The 18,893-nt window shown below is 66.3% G+C and carries 10 protein-coding genes and 1 CRISPR repeat array; of the genes, 4 read left to right on the top strand and 6 right to left on the bottom strand.

The window, feature by feature from the left end; translation table 11 throughout:
• Nucleotides 1-53: 53 nt before the first annotated feature.
• Both cas1e and cas2e read left to right on the top strand, forming a co-directional pair.
• Nucleotides 54-998 (top strand): type I-E CRISPR-associated endonuclease Cas1e, encoded by a 945-nt coding sequence (cas1e, locus tag NQ034_RS07410; RefSeq protein WP_257047998.1) that lies wholly within the window; start codon nt 54-56, stop codon nt 996-998.
• Nucleotides 998-1,369 (top strand): type I-E CRISPR-associated endoribonuclease Cas2e, encoded by a 372-nt coding sequence (cas2e, locus tag NQ034_RS07405; protein WP_257047996.1) that lies wholly within the window; start codon nt 998-1,000, stop codon nt 1,367-1,369. Before cas1e ends, cas2e begins: the two co-directional genes overlap by 1 nt.
• A 66-nt stretch (nt 1,370-1,435) precedes the next feature.
• Nucleotides 1,436-9,648: direct repeats of the CRISPR family, unit length 28 nt; unit sequence GTTGCCTCCGCGCCAGCGGGGATGATCC.
• 72 nt (nt 9,649-9,720) lie between these two features.
• Here cas2e and NQ034_RS07400 read toward each other — a convergent pair.
• Nucleotides 9,721-10,266: a type 1 glutamine amidotransferase domain-containing protein gene (locus NQ034_RS07400; protein WP_257047994.1), complete on the bottom strand. Its 546-nt coding sequence runs from the start codon at nt 10,264-10,266 to the stop codon at nt 9,721-9,723.
• 144 nt (nt 10,267-10,410) lie between these two features.
• Here NQ034_RS07400 and NQ034_RS07395 point away from each other — a divergent pair, with 144 nt between their 5' ends.
• A complete protein-coding gene (locus tag NQ034_RS07395; protein WP_257047993.1) occupies nt 10,411-12,363 on the top strand; it encodes a gamma-glutamyltransferase family protein in 1,953 nt (650 codons plus the stop codon).
• A gap of 99 nt (nt 12,364-12,462) precedes the next feature.
• On the opposite strand, the gene NQ034_RS07390 is transcribed toward NQ034_RS07395, so the two are convergent.
• From NQ034_RS07390 to NQ034_RS07375, 4 genes are read right to left on the bottom strand one after another with little or no spacing between them, the layout of a single operon-like run.
• Entirely contained in the window at nt 12,463-13,236 is a 774-nt protein-coding gene (locus NQ034_RS07390) for an amino acid ABC transporter ATP-binding protein (protein WP_306427584.1), read from the bottom strand.
• Nucleotides 13,233-14,111, bottom strand: a complete 879-nt coding sequence (locus NQ034_RS07385) for an amino acid ABC transporter permease (protein WP_257047992.1) — start codon at nt 14,109-14,111, stop codon at nt 13,233-13,235. Before NQ034_RS07385 ends, NQ034_RS07390 begins: the two co-directional genes overlap by 4 nt.
• 11 nt (nt 14,112-14,122) lie before the next feature.
• Nucleotides 14,123-15,322, bottom strand: a complete 1,200-nt coding sequence (locus NQ034_RS07380; protein WP_257047991.1) for a M20/M25/M40 family metallo-hydrolase — start codon at nt 15,320-15,322, stop codon at nt 14,123-14,125.
• An 11-nt stretch (nt 15,323-15,333) separates the two neighbouring features.
• Nucleotides 15,334-16,326: an ABC transporter substrate-binding protein gene (locus NQ034_RS07375; RefSeq protein ID WP_257047989.1), complete on the bottom strand. Its 993-nt coding sequence runs from the start codon at nt 16,324-16,326 to the stop codon at nt 15,334-15,336.
• Between the two features lie 190 nt (nt 16,327-16,516).
• Between NQ034_RS07375 and NQ034_RS07370 the strand changes: the two genes are divergently transcribed.
• The gene (locus NQ034_RS07370; protein WP_257048028.1) at nt 16,517-17,317 is read left to right on the top strand and encodes an HAD-IIA family hydrolase; all 801 of its coding nucleotides are present in this window, start codon (nt 16,517-16,519) and stop codon (nt 17,315-17,317) included.
• A gap of 19 nt (nt 17,318-17,336) precedes the next feature.
• Here the strand turns inward: NQ034_RS07370 and cls are convergent, their stop codons facing one another.
• Nucleotides 17,337-18,845 carry a cardiolipin synthase gene (gene cls, locus NQ034_RS07365; RefSeq protein ID WP_257047987.1) on the bottom strand — a complete coding sequence of 503 codons (1,509 nt, stop codon included), beginning with the start codon at nt 18,843-18,845 and terminating at the stop codon, nt 17,337-17,339.
• Between the last annotated feature and the right edge of the window lie 48 nt (nt 18,846-18,893).

Here is an 18,893-nt window from a genome sequence, read left to right as displayed (position 1 = left end):
TCGCCCGGCCACACGCTTCTTCTCACACGTCCTCATCGCTGAAAGGTGTCACCATGCAGGGCTCCAAACCGTTGGAACGATATGAACTGACTCGGATACGTGACCGCCTCTCCTTCCTCTATGTGGAGCGAGCCACGATTGCCCGGGACCGCAACGCGCTGACCATCCGCACCGAGGAGGGCACGACATACGCCCCTGGCGCCGGGCTCGCCTGTTTGATGGTAGGTCCGGGAACCCGGATCACTCATCAGGGCATGAGCCTGTTGGGCGAATGCGGGGTTTCCACAGTGTGGGTTGGCGAGCGCGGGATACGGTATTATGCCCACGGCCGGTCCTTGGCATCATCTACCCGGTACCTGGTGAAGCAGGCCGAACTGGTGTCGAACGTGCGCAGTCGAGTCGCCGTGGCACGGGCCATGTATGCCATGCGGTTCCCGGACGAAGACGTCTCCGGTTTGAGCATGCAACAGCTGCGAGGACGCGAGGGCGCTCGGGTAAAACGCATATACAAAAAAGAATCCGAGCGGACCGGGGTGCAATGGAGGCGTCGAGATTTCGATGCGGTGGATTTCGATGCCTCGGACGGGATCAATATGGCGCTCAGTGCGGCTCACACCTGTTTGTATGGATTGACGCATGCTGTGATCACGGCAATCGGGGCTTCGCCTGGATTGGGGTTCGTGCACAATGGACACGAGAGGGCTTTCGTCTACGACATCGCGGATTTGTATAAGGCGGAGATAACCATTCCGCTTGCCTTCGACATCGCAGCCGAGGACCCACCGGACATCGGTTCGGCCGTTCGGCACAGGGCCAGGGACGCAATCAACACCGGGCACATCATCAGCCGCATGATCAGCGATATCACCACCCTGTTCTTCAAGCCCGAGGATGCCGCGGCCGCTTTAGACTCTTTGGGGCGTGACGACAATGTCATCAGCCTCTGGGATCCCAAAGGGAACGTCGCGGGCGGCGCCAACTACGACGGGGATAACTGATGTTGGTCGTGGTGGTGGCGGCGTGCCCAGCCGGGCTCCGGGGCGAACTGACCCGATGGCTCCTGGAGATATCGCCCGGGACATTTGTGGGCAAAACCTCTTCACGAGTCAGGGAGAAGATCTGGGACCGCATTCTGGATGGTGTGGGGACCGGCCGGGCGTCGATGGTGTGGTCGGCGCAGAACGAGCAGGGACTCGAGTTCCGGACGCACGGCAACACCTGGTCCGTAACCGACTTCGACGGTCTAAAGCTCATCACCCGTCCGGACCCGGGACAAACGGAGATCCGACGCCGCGGCGAGCGCTTGGCCGATAGCGACAAGGGCGGTTTGCAGACCGGTTGGAGCTTCGCTTCCAGGAACCGGACGTGAGGGCGGAACGCATTCAAACTCATCTAAAATCGGGGTATTGAGGATCAAACTTGCAGGTCAGCAAGTGTTGCCTCCGCGCCAGCGGGGATGATCCGCTACCTCGGCGGGGACCCCGGCCAGGGTGGCCGTTGCCTCCGCGCCAGCGGGGATGATCCCGGCCCTAGAACGGCCTGAAATCGTGTCGGATGGTTGCCTCCGCGCCAGCGGGGATGATCCCGCATCAGCAGCCTTCGACCCATCCTCCAAGCCGTTGCCTCCGCGCCAGCGGGGATGATCCGCGATCAAGGACAACGCGGAACGCGACAAGATAGTTGCCTCCGCGCCAGCGGGGATGATCCGGTCTTGTCGATAGACTTGGCGATCTTCTCGACGTTGCCTCCGCGCCAGCGGGGATGATCCCGAGTAACGACGAAACGGCCCCACCCTCCGTAGGTTGCCTCCGCGCCAGCGGGGATGATCCCAACGGCGAGGACAGCTCAGAGCCAGCTCGCCAGGTTGCCTCCGCGCCAGCGGGGATGATCCGTCGGCCGCGTCGAGGACCTGCACCTGAGCCGTGTTGCCTCCGCGCCAGCGGGGATGATCCCGTCCCATCCGAGCAGTTCGTACTGCCGCCGCTGTTGCCTCCGCGCCAGCGGGGATGATCCGACGCCCGCCACTGATCGCGTCCAAGGCGAAACGTTGCCTCCGCGCCAGCGGGGATGATCCCCGAGCTACGATCGGCCACCAGGTTTCCAACTCGTTGCCTCCGCGCCAGCGGGGATGATCCGAAGCCCGCGAACATCACGCTGCCAATCTCACGGTTGCCTCCGCGCCAGCGGGGATGATCCCTGGTGGGACCGCGCCACCGCAGCCCTTGAAACGTTGCCTCCGCGCCAGCGGGGATGATCCCTGTGATGCCGGCCATGTGGACGATGACCCGATGTTGCCTCCGCGCCAGCGGGGATGATCCGACCGCTAGCTTTATGGCTGCGAACCACTCAGGGTTGCCTCCGCGCCAGCGGGGATGATCCGAAACTGTACGCCCACGGCATCGCAGGCGACGGGTTGCCTCCGCGCCAGCGGGGATGATCCCAGCCCAACAGGGGCAGAGTGGCACAATCTCCCGTTGCCTCCGCGCCAGCGGGGATGATCCCCTGACCGCCAAACACCTGGAAGAGAACCGATGGTTGCCTCCGCGCCAGCGGGGATGATCCCATCTACGTGATCGGCGGGAAGCCTGCCCTGTATGTTGCCTCCGCGCCAGCGGGGATGATCCGGAACAGAGTCACTGACTAGGCGGCAGAAGGCTGTTGCCTCCGCGCCAGCGGGGATGATCCCTGTGCCGCCATCTGCGTGAAGCCTCCACCGTCGTTGCCTCCGCGCCAGCGGGGATGATCCCAGCGGACATTTCAGACTTGTACTTGGTGGCGGGTTGCCTCCGCGCCAGCGGGGATGATCCGACCAAAGGCAAGCCGGCACCTGGCGCATTCCTGTTGCCTCCGCGCCAGCGGGGATGATCCGGTACTTCACCGTGTCCAACTCACCCGGCACGGGTTGCCTCCGCGCCAGCGGGGATGATCCCGTGGGTGTGGTGATGTCTGCGACTCTCGGGTTGTTGCCTCCGCGCCAGCGGGGATGATCCGTCAGGGCGGGTCGTGTGCGAGACGATGGGATCGTTGCCTCCGCGCCAGCGGGGATGATCCCGTGGGCGTCCGCCGTACTGGATGAGGGATAGGGTTGCCTCCGCGCCAGCGGGGATGATCCACAATCTCCCACCCGCACAATTTCAGGCCGTTCGTTGCCTCCGCGCCAGCGGGGATGATCCTGCCACGCAGCTGCGAACGCAGGTTGCGGCCGGGTTGCCTCCGCGCCAGCGGGGATGATCCTGGAAACGGTAGCAATTGAACGTGACGTACTCAGTTGCCTCCGCGCCAGCGGGGATGATCCCCGGGACTCGATGAAGCCGTGGCGGCCGCTCGAGTTGCCTCCGCGCCAGCGGGGATGATCCTTGCCCAACACATGTAGGTGCCGGCACCCTGCGGTTGCCTCCGCGCCAGCGGGGATGATCCGGTCCGATGAGGTATCGGGAGCACCTGAAGAAAGTTGCCTCCGCGCCAGCGGGGATGATCCTCCGTGGCCACGAGCAGGACATGCGCGGCATGAGTTGCCTCCGCGCCAGCGGGGATGATCCCGATGAGGCGACGAGACGCGCCACTCTGGCTGAGTTGCCTCCGCGCCAGCGGGGATGATCCGGCCTCCAACGACATCCGCACGGACACGATCAGCGTTGCCTCCGCGCCAGCGGGGATGATCCCGCGCTGGCCTTCGCAAACGCCTTCTTCATGTCGTTGCCTCCGCGCCAGCGGGGATGATCCCGTGACGTACTCACGTCATTGTTAAAGGCCGCAGTTGCCTCCGCGCCAGCGGGGATGATCCGGCGGATGCAACGGTCGAGTCCATCTGCAAGCTGTTGCCTCCGCGCCAGCGGGGATGATCCGGCCATCGCGTCGCCGGATGGCGACACGGAAAGGTTGCCTCCGCGCCAGCGGGGATGATCCCGGCCTGTTGGGGGCGCTTTTAGGCCTCTCCAGGTTGCCTCCGCGCCAGCGGGGATGATCCCTGCAGGCACTGGGTGTCGATGTCATGGCCGGAGTTGCCTCCGCGCCAGCGGGGATGATCCGGCCGCACATGAGGAATATCGTGTGCTGGTCAAGTTGCCTCCGCGCCAGCGGGGATGATCCGTGGCGCAGGTCACGGGAATCCGTGGTGCTAATGTTGCCTCCGCGCCAGCGGGGATGATCCGCACGACTAGCCCCTGGGCGCTTCGGCGCCTGGGTTGCCTCCGCGCCAGCGGGGATGATCCCTTACGGCGAGGTTGTTGATGCGGAGGTCATCCGTTGCCTCCGCGCCAGCGGGGATGATCCGCGCGACGGACTGGGAATAAGCCCTGCCGCCGAGTTGCCTCCGCGCCAGCGGGGATGATCCGGCCAGCCTCGTGCCACAAGAGGATGAACATTTGTTGCCTCCGCGCCAGCGGGGATGATCCGTAGGTGCCTGTGTACTGCTCCACTGCGTGCGTGTTGCCTCCGCGCCAGCGGGGATGATCCCCGTTGAGTGCCATTTGAGCATCGCTCAACCTCGTTGCCTCCGCGCCAGCGGGGATGATCCCGACAGGCAGCGCGCACGAATCGGTGGACTCGTGTTGCCTCCGCGCCAGCGGGGATGATCCCGCCTTGAACCTGGACACCGTGTCACCGCAGATGTTGCCTCCGCGCCAGCGGGGATGATCCGCACCACCCCCGAAGGTATCGAAGAAACCGAGGGTTGCCTCCGCGCCAGCGGGGATGATCCCTGTCCGCACGGTTCCCAGCGGACGGCGTGGACGTTGCCTCCGCGCCAGCGGGGATGATCCGACGATCGATTCCTTCATGGAAGTAGGGCGGTCGTTGCCTCCGCGCCAGCGGGGATGATCCCTCGCATTGGACGCAGGATGGTTTCGTGTAGACGTTGCCTCCGCGCCAGCGGGGATGATCCGGCCGATACCGTTTCGACCCTCGATAATGATGGGTTGCCTCCGCGCCAGCGGGGATGATCCGACGCGGAGGACTATTGCCGAATGCGCTGTGCACGTTGCCTCCGCGCCAGCGGGGATGATCCGACGACCAGCTCGTGGACGGACAACGGGAGGTCGTTGCCTCCGCGCCAGCGGGGATGATCCTACCTGGATCATGTCTTTCTCGAAGCCGCCGTCGTTGCCTCCGCGCCAGCGGGGATGATCCGTCATGGCGAAAGGCAAGAACAATGAGCAACAGGTTGCCTCCGCGCCAGCGGGGATGATCCCTGCACCCCGTGCAGCCGGCACCATGAGGCCATGTTGCCTCCGCGCCAGCGGGGATGATCCGAAGCCGAGGAAGCAGAGCGCAACGCGGGAATCGTTGCCTCCGCGCCAGCGGGGATGATCCGGCGCGGGTCCCTCCGCATTTCCTGACTCTGTTGTTGCCTCCGCGCCAGCGGGGATGATCCGGAACAACCATGACAAAGCCAAAACCAGACGATGTTGCCTCCGCGCCAGCGGGGATGATCCGACCGCTAGCTTTATGGCTGCGAACCACTCAGGGTTGCCTCCGCGCCAGCGGGGATGATCCCTCCGATGAGGACGTAGCCCCAGTCCTGGCGGCGTTGCCTCCGCGCCAGCGGGGATGATCCCACGTGCGCGAGGGCGGATATTGCCTCTGGGCTGTTGCCTCCGCGCCAGCGGGGATGATCCCACTGGCTCGCCCTGTTCCCCGGTCGTTTCCGCGTTGCCTCCGCGCCAGCGGGGATGATCCCTCGCCAGGTCTGGCATGGCTGGAATGGTCACCGTTGCCTCCGCGCCAGCGGGGATGATCCCATGGGGGACACCGGGGGCGAAGCTGATCCTGCGTTGCCTCCGCGCCAGCGGGGATGATCCCGCATCCACTCCGGCAGTCACTCCAAGCACCAGGTTGCCTCCGCGCCAGCGGGGATGATCCCAGCCGACTCGTAGGCCACCAGCGCAGCCACCGGTTGCCTCCGCGCCAGCGGGGATGATCCGGGATCGAGTACGCGCCAGACAGGGCTACGGTGGTTGCCTCCGCGCCAGCGGGGATGATCCCCGCTGAGATTGCAGGATCGAGCCCGCACCCTCGTTGCCTCCGCGCCAGCGGGGATGATCCCACGCCGGCGTCCAAGCCGATCACGGGTGACGAGTTGCCTCCGCGCCAGCGGGGATGATCCCCGAGGACTCCATCTCCTGCTTCATGCGCTTCTGTTGCCTCCGCGCCAGCGGGGATGATCCGTGTGAACATGTGGCCTCCTAGCCAAAGTAGACGTTGCCTCCGCGCCAGCGGGGATGATCCGTTCTTCCTGCGCGGCCACCTGCGGAGTGTCCGGTTGCCTCCGCGCCAGCGGGGATGATCCCGCTCGCGGCGTGGCAGGGCCAGGCAGGGCTGGGTTGCCTCCGCGCCAGCGGGGATGATCCGCAGGATGCGACATGGTGGGATGACCTCTACCTGTTGCCTCCGCGCCAGCGGGGATGATCCGGCCCTCATCTGGCCCGGATGCCTGGCCTACCAGTTGCCTCCGCGCCAGCGGGGATGATCCGGGCATGTCTTCACGATCACGGATGTGAAGGTGGTTGCCTCCGCGCCAGCGGGGATGATCCGGCCAAGCTGGAAAAGCTTGGCAAAATGAAGCCGTTGCCTCCGCGCCAGCGGGGATGATCCCACACACCCACCTGCGACAGCGAGGACGAATACCGTTGCCTCCGCGCCAGCGGGGATGATCCCGGTGGTGGCGCGAATGACCACCGCAACAGCAAGTTGCCTCCGCGCCAGCGGGGATGATCCGGCTGCGGATGCGTTCCTGAACGCGTCGAAGGCGTTGCCTCCGCGCCAGCGGGGATGATCCCCTGGAGACCAGAAGAAGACGCTCAGCACCCGCGTTGCCTCCGCGCCAGCGGGGATGATCCGTCGGCGGCCAGTACCACGAGGGGACCCCCAAGGTTGCCTCCGCGCCAGCGGGGATGATCCGGGCCTGCGCGAGGGTGCTGGTGCCCAGATGGGGTTGCCTCCGCGCCAGCGGGGATGATCCATGGCGTCTCCTCTGTCACTCGACACGGTGGTGAGTTGCCTCCGCGCCAGCGGGGATGATCCAGAGGCCGCCAGGCAGCAGGAGGCGGCCAGCGCTAGTTGCCTCCGCGCCAGCGGGGATGATCCGTCACCCAGACGATCCACCACAGAGTACGCACCGTTGCCTCCGCGCCAGCGGGGATGATCCGTCCTGACCGCGTACACGATCCCGCCGACGATCGTTGCCTCCGCGCCAGCGGGGATGATCCCACGCCCTGACGGCCGCCAACCTCGGCTGCCCGGTTGCCTCCGCGCCAGCGGGGATGATCCGGAGAAGGGCACCCGCTTCTGGGTCGTTCAGCGGTTGCCTCCGCGCCAGCGGGGATGATCCCTATGATCGCCAGGTCGGCTGTCGGGAAGAATGGTTGCCTCCGCGCCAGCGGGGATGATCCCGGGGCCGGGCCCTCCGAGGCCCGCACACCCAAGTTGCCTCCGCGCCAGCGGGGATGATCCTCAGCTCATGTTGAGCGAGATTCAGGGACGCTGGTTGCCTCCGCGCCAGCGGGGATGATCCCTTGGCGTTGAATCCGGGGATGGAGCGGAACGAGTTGCCTCCGCGCCAGCGGGGATGATCCCGCGCCCGACGAGGATCAGCCGACCGGCCAGGGGTTGCCTCCGCGCCAGCGGGGATGATCCCAGTTCCCGTACCGCACGAACTGGCTCCTCTCAGTTGCCTCCGCGCCAGCGGGGATGATCCTGAGACCGCCATCCCGCCACAGTCGCCAACCTGGTTGCCTCCGCGCCAGCGGGGATGATCCCAGGCAGGGGCCTACGAACTCGATCAGCGCGTGGTTGCCTCCGCGCCAGCGGGGATGATCCGACCACGGAAGACCAGATCAAGGATTTGGCCGAGTTGCCTCCGCGCCAGCGGGGATGATCCGGCCCTCGCGTTCTACCAGCGACAGGGCGAAGAGTTGCCTCCGCGCCAGCGGGGATGATCCCGGTTCGGCAGTCGAGTTGCGGAACGTCACCGTGTTGCCTCCGCGCCAGCGGGGATGATCCGCACGGCGGGGAGTTGCGCCTCTACATCGTCGTGTTGCCTCCGCGCCAGCGGGGATGATCCGGTCTCGCAGACGCCGACGCCCGGATCCTCGGTGTTGCCTCCGCGCCAGCGGGGATGATCCCCCGTCTGATGCGGTGTCCATGGCGCCGCCTTGGTTGCCTCCGCGCCAGCGGGGATGATCCGCAGCTCACGTCCGCACGCCGGCACAAGAGCGAGTTGCCTCCGCGCCAGCGGGGATGATCCCTTCGCCACCAAACCGTAGCCCTTAGGACCCATGTTGCCTCCGCGCCAGCGGGGATGATCCCTCGCCTGGCAAGGCCAGAAGCAGACGCTCACGGTTGCCTCCGCGCCAGCGGGGATGATCCCTCTGACAACCTGCTGAAGGATCGGCAGATTGACGTTGCCTCCGCGCCAGCGGGGATGATCCCCTCTCCCTGGTGGCGGTGCGCAGGTGACCCAGGTTGCCTCCGCGCCAGCGGGGATGATCCGTCGAGCTTCACGGGCGGCGGGAAGTAGTGGACGTTGCCTCCGCGCCAGCGGGGATGATCCCCGTCCGATGTTGTCGAATGACTCACCGCCACGGTTGCCTCCGCGCCAGCGGGGATGATCCGAAGGCTGACGGCGGCCCGATTTCCGGCCCGGGGTTGCCTCCGCGCCAGCGGGGATGATCCCTGCAAAGCATCATGCAGTTCATCCGCGATCATGTTGCCTCCGCGCCAGCGGGGATGATCCGACGATGATCGACATGGGCGAGTCCACGAACTTGGTTGCCTCCGCGCCAGCGGGGATGATCCCGGTAGACGGGTCCCCGAAGCAGCTCAACGAGGGTTGCCTCCGCGCCAGCGGGGATGATCCGGCCGCTCTGATCGAGCAGGCCGAAGGCATGGGGTTGCCTCCGCGCCAGCGGGGATGATCCGGGGAAAACTTGGGGTACTAAGAAACGGGGATGGTTGCCTCCGCGCCAGCGGGGATGATCCCATCTAAGGAGCATCATGGATCAGTGGCTACGCGTTGCCTCCGCGCCAGCGGGGATGATCCGAGGCGCCGCGCTTCGAGCGGAGTCTCAAGGAGGTTGCCTCCGCGCCAGCGGGGATGATCCGTAGGTGACCCCGTCGATTTCCTTGGGCATTTGAGTTGCCTCCGCGCCAGCGGGGATGATCCGGCTTATGAAGCTGAAAAGGCGAAGCGCCGGGAGTTGCCTCCGCGCCAGCGGGGATGATCCCACCGTCCCATAGTGTGACCCGAATGGATTCGGGTTGCCTCCGCGCCAGCGGGGATGATCCGTACTCCATGCAGGCCGGCAAGTACGTCACCAAGTTGCCTCCGCGCCAGCGGGGATGATCCCGACACCGACACCAGACGGTTCGGCCGGGACTTGTTGCCTCCGCGCCAGCGGGGATGATCCGCAGGAACTCATCGACCTACTCAAGAAACAGCAGTTGCCTCCGCGCCAGCGGGGATGATCCGGGTCGCCCCCGTCCTCTACGTGTGGGCCGAATGTTGCCTCCGCGCCAGCGGGGATGATCCGGACGCGATCGACGACCTCGCGTGGACCAGGCGGTTGCCTCCGCGCCAGCGGGGATGATCCGTGGTAGACGACACGGATGCCACCCCGGCACCCGTTGCCTCCGCGCCAGCGGGGATACCCACCCACCAAAAACCTCGGCCACGGGAAATCCCGCGGCCGAGGCCCTCTCAAGCGTCACCCGACAACCACCCCATCACCCCAGTGACTCCAACTCCTGGACGATGGCCTTATCGAAGGCCGCCAGATCATCCGGACTACGGGAGGTGATCAGGTTGCTGTCGCGCACCAGTTCCTGGTCCACCCAGTTCGCCCCGGCGTTGAGCAGGTCCTGCTTGATCGAGTGGTAGCTGGTCAGCGTCCGGCCCTGCGCCAGCTTGGCCTCGGCCAGCATCCACGGCGCGTGGCAGATCGCTGCCACCGGCTTTCCGGCCTCGAAGAACGCCTTGACGAACTCCACCGCCGGCGCCGAGGTCCGCAGATTGTCGACGTTGAGTGTGCCGCCCGGCATGACCAGCATGTCGTAGTCCTCCGCTTTCGCGGCGATCACGGGCACATCAACCTCGAAGTCCTCACCCTTGTGCCAATCACTGTTCAGCGCGGTCAGCGGCCCGTCGTCCCAGGGCGACACGATAACCGCCTGGGCTCCGGCCCCGCGCACGGCACTGAGCGGTCCGGTCAGTTCGACCTCTTCAACCCCGCGGGTCAGCAGGAAGGCCACCTTCTTATCGGCGATTGCCATGACGAACTCCTTTCACGCGGTTTCGTATGTCCCACCATGGAACACCCATCGCACCACAGACGCAAGGTCCCCTAATTCTCTATTCCCCACCCACATCGTGACACCGGACACACCCGTGTCACACCCTCCCTATAGGCTCTGACCATGAGTTTCTTCCACGCACTGGCCTCGCCCGCCAACGCCCAGTTCACGCCACCCGCCACCCACACCACACGCCCCAGCCTGCAGGGCTCCTTCGGCATGGCCGCCTCCACCCACTGGCTGGCCACCGCCACCGCCCAGTCCGTGCTGGAACGCGGGGGCAACGCCTTCGACGCCGCAGCCGCAGGCGCCTTCGTCCTGCACGTGGTCGAACCGCACCTCAACGGCCCGGCAGGGGACATGACCGGCGTCCTCACCACCGCACCCACCGCCGCGGAACCGCACCCTGCACCCCAGATCATGATGGGCCAGGGCGATGCCCCAGCCGGCGCCTCGGTCGAGGCGTACAAGGCACTCGGCCTGGACTTCGTGCCCGGCGCGGGCGCACTGGCCGCGGCCATCCCCACCTCGGTCGACATGTGGCTGAACCTGCTGATCACCCACGGCAGCTGGGAGCTGCCCGATGTCCTGGCCTACGCGATCCACTACGCCGAACACGGACACGCGATCCTCGCCTCGGCCACCGCCACCATCGCCCGGGTCAAGGACCTGTTCACCGAACACTGGCCGTCCTCGGCGGACCTGTGGCTGACTTCCGACGGCCAGGTCCCCGCGCCCGGCACCACCGTGCGCAATCCCGAATACGCGCGGGTGCTGCGCGAACTGGCCGCGGCCTCGGCGCCCGATTCCGCCGGGGCCGAGGCCACCTCCCGTGCCGCTCGCATCCAGGCCGCCCGCGACCTGTGGCACACCGGCCGGGTCGCCCAGACGATCGCCGAGTTCGTCAAGACCCCACACCGCCACGCCGACGGCGGCGACTACGCCGGCGTCATCACCGCCGCTGACCTGGCACGCGAATGCTCCAGATTCGAGGCTCCGGCCAGCGTCGAGTTCCGCGGCTACACGGTCTCCAAGATCGGCGCCTGGGGCCAGGGCCCCATCCTGTTGCAGGCCCTGAAGATCCTCGACGGATTCTCCGACGACCGCCTCGACCCGTCCAGCGAACTGGGCGCGCACACGATCCTGGAGACCCTCAAACTGGTCCTGGCCGACCGCGACGTCTACTACGGCGATGCGGACACGGATGCCACCGGCCGGGTGCTGGAGTACCTGCTCTCCGACGAGTACGCGGCCGAACGCCGCACGCTCATCACCGATACCGCCAGTGCCGAGTTCCGCCCCGGCACCCTGCCTGCGGAGCTCCTGTCCCTGCTGCCCGGCGGCAGTGCCTTCGCACCGCCCCTGATCACCGAGGACGAGTGGGCACAGTACGCCGCCGCACATGCTCCGGGTGCAGGCCAGGGTTCGGGCGAACCGACCATGCAGACGAACGACTCCGCAGTGCAGACCGCCGCCGACGGCACGCACCGCGGCGACACCTGTCATATCGATGTGGTGGACCGTTGGGGCAATGCGATTTCGGCGACGCCATCGGGCGGCTGGCTGCAGTCCTCCCCCACGGTGCCGGGTCTGGGCTTCTGTCTGGGCACCCGCCTGCAGATGACCTGGTTGGACGAATCATCGCCCTCAGCTCTGACGCCGGGCAAACGGCCGCGCACCACGCTGAGCCCCACGCTGATCCAGAAGGACGGGCAGACCGTCGCGGTGTTGGGCACTCCGGGCGGGGACCAGCAGGATCAGTGGCAGCTGCTCCTGGTGCTGCGGCTGCTGGTGGGCGAGTACGAACCACAGCAGGCGATCGACGCGCCTGCCTTCCACACGAACGCGATGCCGGCCTCGTTCTATCCGCGGACCTGGGACCCGGCCTCGGCCGTGGTCGAGGACCGGCTGGGCGAAGCGGTCATCGACGGCCTGCGCGCCCGGGGCCACCGGGTCACGTGCGCCGGGGACTGGGCGCTGGGCAGGCTGTCCGCCATCACCCGCGATCCCGCCACCGGTAACCTGCAGGCCGCGGCCAATCCACGTGGTGCTCAGGGCTACGCCGCGGGCCGCTGAGCTGTAAGACGCCTAAACACGCCTTTGGCACGGAAACACGTCACTATACAGACGTGTTTCCGTGCCAAAGGCGTGTTTGCGAATGCCAACCTGGCAGCCCTACAGCACCTTGGAGAGGAACTCCTGGGTGCGGGGGTTCTGCGGATTGCCGATCACATCGGCGGGCTTGCCCTGCTCCTGGATCACACCGCCGTCCATGAACAACACCTTGTCCGAAATGCTGCGGGCGAAGCCGATCTCGTGCGTGACGATGAGCATCGTCATGCCGTCGGCCGCCAGTTCCCGGATGACCTCCAGGACATCGCCCACCAATTCCGGGTCCAGCGCGCTGGTCGGCTCGTCGAACAGCATAAGGTCCGGATTCAGCGCCAGTGCCCTGGCGATCGCCACGCGTTGCTGCTGCCCGCCGGACAGCTGTTCGGGATAGGCCTCGGCCTTGTCGGCCAGACCCACCCGCTCCAACAGGGCCAGCGCCTGCTCGCGGAGTTCACGCGGTTTGCGCTTCTGCGTCAGCCGCGGGGAGAGCTCCACGTTCTTCAACACCGTCAGGTGCGGGAACAGGTTGAAGCGCTGGAACACCATGCCGATCGGCCGCCGTTGCTGGGCGATCTCCGAATCGGTCAGCTCCGCCAGGGTCCCATCGGCCAACGTCTTGTAGCCCATCCGCTGGCCGTCGACGTAGATCTCGCCGGCCTCCACGTGCTCCAACAGGTTGATCGAGCGCAGCACCGTCGACTTGCCGGAGCCCGAGGGCCCGATCAGGGTGACGACCTCGCCGGGTGCCACCGCAAGGTCGATGCCCTGCAGCACATGGTGCTCGCCGAAGAACTTGTGCACGCCCTTGAGCTCGACCATCTTCTCAGCCCCGCTCATACGGACACGCCCTTTCCGAACTTCTTCTCCAGGAAGTGCTGACCGACCATCAGCACGGAGGTGATGATGATGTACCAGATCGCCGCGACCATCAACATGGGCACGGGCAGGTACAGGCGGTTGGCCACGGAGTTCGTCACGTACGTCAGTTCGAACGTGAACGGCACGGCCAGCACCAGCGAGGTGGACTTGAGCATGCCGATGAGCTCATTGCCCGTCGGCGGGATGATCACGCGCATGGCCTGCGGCAGGATCACGTTCCACATGGTGCGGCGCCGGGGCAGGCCCAGTGAGGCCGCAGCCTCGAACTGGCCCTTGGGCAGGGACTGGAAGCCCGCGCGGAAAATCTCCGCCAGGTACGCCGATTCGTTCAGGCCCAGGCCCAGGATCGCGGCCACGGCGGCCGAGTAGAACTTCTGCGTCTCGAAGGACACGAAGGTGGGTCCGCCGAACGGCAGGCCGATCGTGAACGTGGGGTACAGGGTCGCGACCAGGCCCCAGAACAGCAGCTGCGTGTACACGGGGGTGCCGCGGAAGAACCAGATCCACAGGTTCGCCACCCATTTGGCCAACGGGTTCGCCGACTGCCGCATCAGCGCCAGCGCCACCGCCAGGACGATGCCCAGGGCCATCGCGACGACGGTCAGCAGCAGGGTCCAGCCCAGCGCCTTGATGACCATCCGGTCGAACAGGTACTCCCCGACGACGTCCCAGTGGAAGTTCTCATTGGTGCGGAAGCCGTCGACCACGCACACCGCGATGTAGAGGATGACGATCGCGATCACGTACCGCCACGGGTGGCGGACGGGACGCGCATTGATCAGATCCACCCCGTCCTTCTGCCGGGGTGTGCGCCATGAGGCGGGAAATGCCATCGTGTCCCTCCTCAGACGGTCGCTGCGCGGTATCCCGCGAAGCTCAGAGCGGTCAACAGGATGCCCTGCGGCCCCAGATGACTGTCGGTCGGGTCGAAGTACTCATTCGTCGAATGGTTGTTCCCGGCCGCGCCGCCGCCGCCCACGCACAGGGCGGGGATGCCGCGGCTCAGCGGCACGTTCGCATCCGTGGTCGCAGCGGCCCCCAGGTAGGGCTCCAGGCCCACCGCGCCGTAGCCGGCCAGGGCCGCCCGGCCCAGTTCCGCGTCCTCGGGCAGGGTGCCGCCGGGGATGTCGCAGGTCGTGGCGATTTCATAGGTGATCTCCCCGGCCGAGGTGTCGGCCCGGTCGTTCTCCACGGCCACTGCCGCTTCGATCGCCTGGCGCACCCGGGCGACGAGGTCGTCGAGCACGGGCTGTTCATCGCTGCGCATGTCGATCTCCACCGTGCACTGGTAGGCGATCGAGGTCTCCGTGACCCCGCCGCGGATCGCACCCACGTTGACGATGGTCTTCGGAACGGCTGCGACCTCGAGGTCGGCAACGGCCACGGTGGCCCTGCCGGCCGCGTGCACGGCGGAGACCCGGCCGGCATCCCCGTAGGCGTGTCCGCCGGGGCCGGTGAAGGTCACGAGGAAGCTGTGGCAGGCCGGCCCGATCGTCACAATGCGTTCGGGATTCGCGCCGTCGACGGTGATGAAGGCCTCGAAGCGCCCGGCCAGGGTGTCGAGCAGGCCGGTGATCCCGCCCAGGTTGCCCTTGCCCTCCTCCAGCACGTTCGCGCCGATCAGGATGCCCGTCTCCAGGCCGTCCTCCAGGGCGGCCAGGGATTTGGCGGCGCTGAGCACCGCGGCCAGGCCGCGGGCATCATCGCAGATGCCCGCCCCGTGCAGCACGCCGGCCTCATCGGTCGTCACGCGCACATCCGTGTCCTGGTCGAACACGGTGTCCAGGTGGCCGGTCAGCAGCAGCTTGGTATCCGCCGGACCCAGCCGGCCGATCACATTGTGCGACTCGTCGATTTCGATGTCGTGCACCCCGGCCGCGGCCAACAGGCGCGCGAACTCCTGGGCGCGGGGGCCCTCGGCGAAGGAGGGCGCTGGGATCTCGCTCAACGCGATCTGTTGGGCCAGGGTCTGCGGTTCGCGCTGCGCGATCGCGGTCAGCTCAGTGGCGACCTCGGGCAGTGCTGCCGGATTCGTTTCGGTCATCGGCTCCCCCATCACAGGTCCGTCGCCGGGTTGACTTCGGACTTCTTGATGATGGAGGCCTCCTGGCCCCAGGCTTTCATGACGTCACCGTAGGTGCCGTCCTTGATCAGCGCGTTCATCGTGTCGGCCAACAGCTTGGACCATTCCTTGTCCTTCTTATCCACCGCGATGCCGGTCTGCGCGGTGGCGTAGACATCGTCGATGGTCTCCAGCGCGCCATGCGACTGCGTCGCGGCATAGCCCAGGGTCGAGGTCCCCGACAGCACGCCGTCGACGGTGCCGCCCGACAGGCGGGTCACGGCATCCGTGGTGATCTTGAGCGGGGTGACGTTGAGGGCCTTCTCACCGGCGTCCGTGCACTTCTTGCTCATCTTCTCGGTGTCGTCCTGCTGCGTGGTCCCGATCTGCACGGCGATGTTGTGCCCGCACAGATTGTCGAACTTCAGCCCGTCGGGATTGCCCTTCTTGACCAGCAGGGTCGTGCCTCCCTGGGAGGCGGACACGAAGTCCACGGCCTGCAGGCGCTTCTTGGTGATGTTGAACGACGAATAGCCCAGGTCGTACTTGCTGCCGATGCCCGGCAGGATCGCGTCGAAGCTCGAGGACTGGAAGTCAAGCTTCAGACCCAGCTTGGCCGCGATCGCCTTGGACATGTCGACCTCGTTGCCCACTGCGGTCTGGCCGTCCTTGCCCGCCAGGAACTCCGCCGGCGGGAAGGTCGTATCCGAACCGACGACCAGCGTGCCGCGGTCGGCGATCTTCTTGGGCAGGCGCTTGGCCAGCGCATCGTCCTTGGCGACCTTGTCCAGGGACTCGACCTTCGGAATGTCGGAGTCGCCGGCGCTGGTGTCACCGCTGTCGCCCTCGGAACCACCGCAGGCGGTCAGCAGCAGAGAGCCGGCTGCCACGACGGCTGCCAGGCTCATCGCGTGTCGGCGGTTCGACCGATGATGACGACCGGCGACGCGGTCGGACGGACGGCTGAAACGCTGCGTTGTGAACATGGCACCCCTGAAGAGTTGAATATATGGAGAGGGACACGGGAAATGTTACTCGGACAATGTTTCGGCCCGCGCACTTGTCCACTCCCGCGCCCGCCCAGCGGTCCATCCGACGCTCACCAGTCCACCCGGCATTCACCCGTGGGCAATCCACCGGTGGCGCACGTCCACTAGGCTGGAGGCCATGGGGACTATGGGGATCGAGAACATCGAATGCTGGCTGACCGATATGGACGGGGTCCTGGTCAGCGAACAACAGGCACTGCCGGGTGCGGCCGAACTGCTGGCGCAGTGGCGGGTCAACGACACGCCCTTCCTGGTGCTGACGAACAATTCGATCTACACCGCGCGTGATCTGGCGGCCCGCCTGCACGGCATGGGCCTGGACGTTCCGGAGGAACGGATCTGGACCTCGGCTCTGGCCACCGCGGATTTCTTGGCCAATCAGGCCCCCGGCGGCTCCGCCTTCGTCGTCGGCGAGGTCGGACTGACCACCGCCCTGCACGACGCCGGCTTCATCATGACCGAAGCGGATCCCGACTTCGTAGTCGTCGGGGAGACGCACACCTATTCCTTCGAGGCGATCACCAAGGCGATCCGTCTGATCTCCCGCGGCGCCAGGTTCATCGCCACGAACCCGGATGCCACAGGCCCCTCCCCCGAGGGCATCCTGCCGGCCACCGGCGCGATCACCAGTCTCATCACGAAGGCCACGGGCGCCGAGCCCTATGTGGTGGGCAAGCCCAATCCCATGATGTTCCGCTCGGCCCTGAACAAGATCGGGGCCCATTCGAAGTCCACCGCGATGATCGGCGACCGGATGGACACAGACATCATGGCCGGCATGGAGGCCGGACTGCACACCTTCCTGGTCCTTTCGGGCATCAGCTCCCGCCGCGACGTCGACACTTTCCCCTTCCGTCCCGATCATGTGGTCGGCGGGGTAGACGAACTGGCCCAGGCCCTGGCGGCCGCACCACCGGCTGCGCAGTAGTCCCGATTCGAGGTAGTCCCTACTGCAGGGCCGAGGTGAGCCGGAAGACCGATTCCAGGTAACGCCGCCAGTAGGGCCGGTGGTGCCATTCTGGCCGCATCAGGCGCCGTGACTTCGCCTGGTAGCCGTCGATGATCTCCACGGTCTGCGCGACCAGATCGCCGGCGAAGGCCAGCAGGCTGATCTCATAGTTCAACCCGAACGAGCGCATGTCCATATTCGACGATCCGACAACCGCGATTCGGTCGTCGATCGTGAAGGCCTTTGTGTGCAGCACCGCGGGCTTGGGGAACAGATAGATGTGCACGCCCGCGTCCAACAGCGCCTGATAGTACGAGGACTGGGCGTAATCGACCATGAACTGATCGGCCTTTTCGCTGACGTAGAGTTCCACCCGCACACCGCGGTAGCAGGCGGTGACGATCGCGGCCAGGATCGATTCATCCGGGACGAAGTAGGGGCTGACGATCCTGACATTGTCCAGCGCATTGTTGATCAGCGCGGTGAACGCCCGCAGATTGGGCTCCGTCCGGTAGCCCGGTCCCGAGGGGATCAGCTGCAGGGCGTTGTCCTGCCCGCCCATGGCGGCCTCGGCGCCCTGGGTCGGACGGTACTCGCGGATCCCGATCTCCTCGCCCGATTCGGAGAACCAGTCGGTGGCGAACACGGCTTCGAGTTCCGCGACGATCTCCCCCGACAGCTCGACCAGCACGTCGTTCCAATGCCTGCCGACCCGCACGTTCTTCTGCAGCAGATAGCTCGAATCGATCATATTGAGCGAGCCCATGAAGCCCCGCTGCCCGTCGACCACCAGCAGCTTGCGGTGATTGCGCAGGTCGATCCGCCGCAGATGCCCGCGCCACGGGATGAACGGCAGGGTCAGATGCCATTCGATGCCGGCGGCCGACAGCGAACGGCCCAACTGCTTGAAACCGGGGTACTTGCGCGAACCGATGTGGTCGAACAGCACCTTGACCTCGACCCCGCGGGCCGCCGCCCGCTCCAGCGCTGCGAAGAAGACTTCGGTCGTGGCATCGCGGGCCATGATGTAGATTCCGCAGAAGACGTAGTCGTCTGCCGCGTCGACGGCCGCCGCCATCCGGCGGATATTGCCCTCGTAGTCCCCGGACAGTCCGTGGTTGACTCCCGCGACCATCGGCAGGCTGGTCAACCTGCGCGACATCCCCACGATCGAGGCCAGGGCCGGGTCCGCGCGCATCGCGGCTTCCAGCTGGACCGGATAGTCGGGGACGTCCTCCGTGCCCAGCTTCATGATCGCGTTCGACCGTGCCTGGATCCGCTGCCGGCGCCGGTTGATGTACGGATTGCCGATGAGCAGGAACAATGGGATTCCCACCACGGGCAGGAACAGGATGACCAGCAGCCAGGCGGTCCCCGAACCCGGTTTGCGGTCTTCGGGAACGACGCCGATCGCCACGATCTTGACCACGTATTCCGCTATCAGGGTCGTGATGGTGAAGATCGAGGCGGATTCGAGGCCGGACGGCAGCAGAGCGAAGAGATCCACCCTGCTATCTTCGCATCCGCAGCGGCCATGAATGCGCCCGGCCGCAGG

The organism is Brevibacterium moorei (assembly GCF_024580735.1).
GTDB classification, from domain to species: domain Bacteria; phylum Actinomycetota; class Actinomycetes; order Actinomycetales; family Brevibacteriaceae; genus Brevibacterium; species Brevibacterium moorei.
This window is presented reverse-complemented; position numbering and strand designations above follow the sequence as displayed.

Excerpts from the sequence above, each read along its gene's own strand:
- NQ034_RS07400 (WP_257047994.1), bottom strand. The coding sequence starts at position 10,266 with ATGGCAATCGCCGATAAGAAGGTGGCCTTCCTGCTGACCCGCGGGGTT.
- NQ034_RS07390 (WP_306427584.1), bottom strand. The coding sequence starts at position 13,236 with ATGAGCGGGGCTGAGAAGATGGTCGAGCTCAAGGGCGTGCACAAGTTC.
- NQ034_RS07370 (WP_257048028.1), top strand. The coding sequence starts at position 16,517 with ATGGGGATCGAGAACATCGAATGCTGGCTGACCGATATGGACGGGGTC.
- NQ034_RS07385 (WP_257047992.1), bottom strand. The coding sequence starts at position 14,111 with ATGGCATTTCCCGCCTCATGGCGCACACCCCGGCAGAAGGACGGGGTG.
- NQ034_RS07380 (WP_257047991.1), bottom strand. The coding sequence starts at position 15,322 with ATGACCGAAACGAATCCGGCAGCACTGCCCGAGGTCGCCACTGAGCTG.
- NQ034_RS07395 (WP_257047993.1), top strand. The coding sequence starts at position 10,411 with ATGAGTTTCTTCCACGCACTGGCCTCGCCCGCCAACGCCCAGTTCACG.
- cas2e (WP_257047996.1), top strand. The coding sequence starts at position 998 with ATGTTGGTCGTGGTGGTGGCGGCGTGCCCAGCCGGGCTCCGGGGCGAA.
- cas1e (WP_257047998.1), top strand. The coding sequence starts at position 54 with ATGCAGGGCTCCAAACCGTTGGAACGATATGAACTGACTCGGATACGT.
- NQ034_RS07375 (WP_257047989.1), bottom strand. The coding sequence starts at position 16,326 with ATGTTCACAACGCAGCGTTTCAGCCGTCCGTCCGACCGCGTCGCCGGT.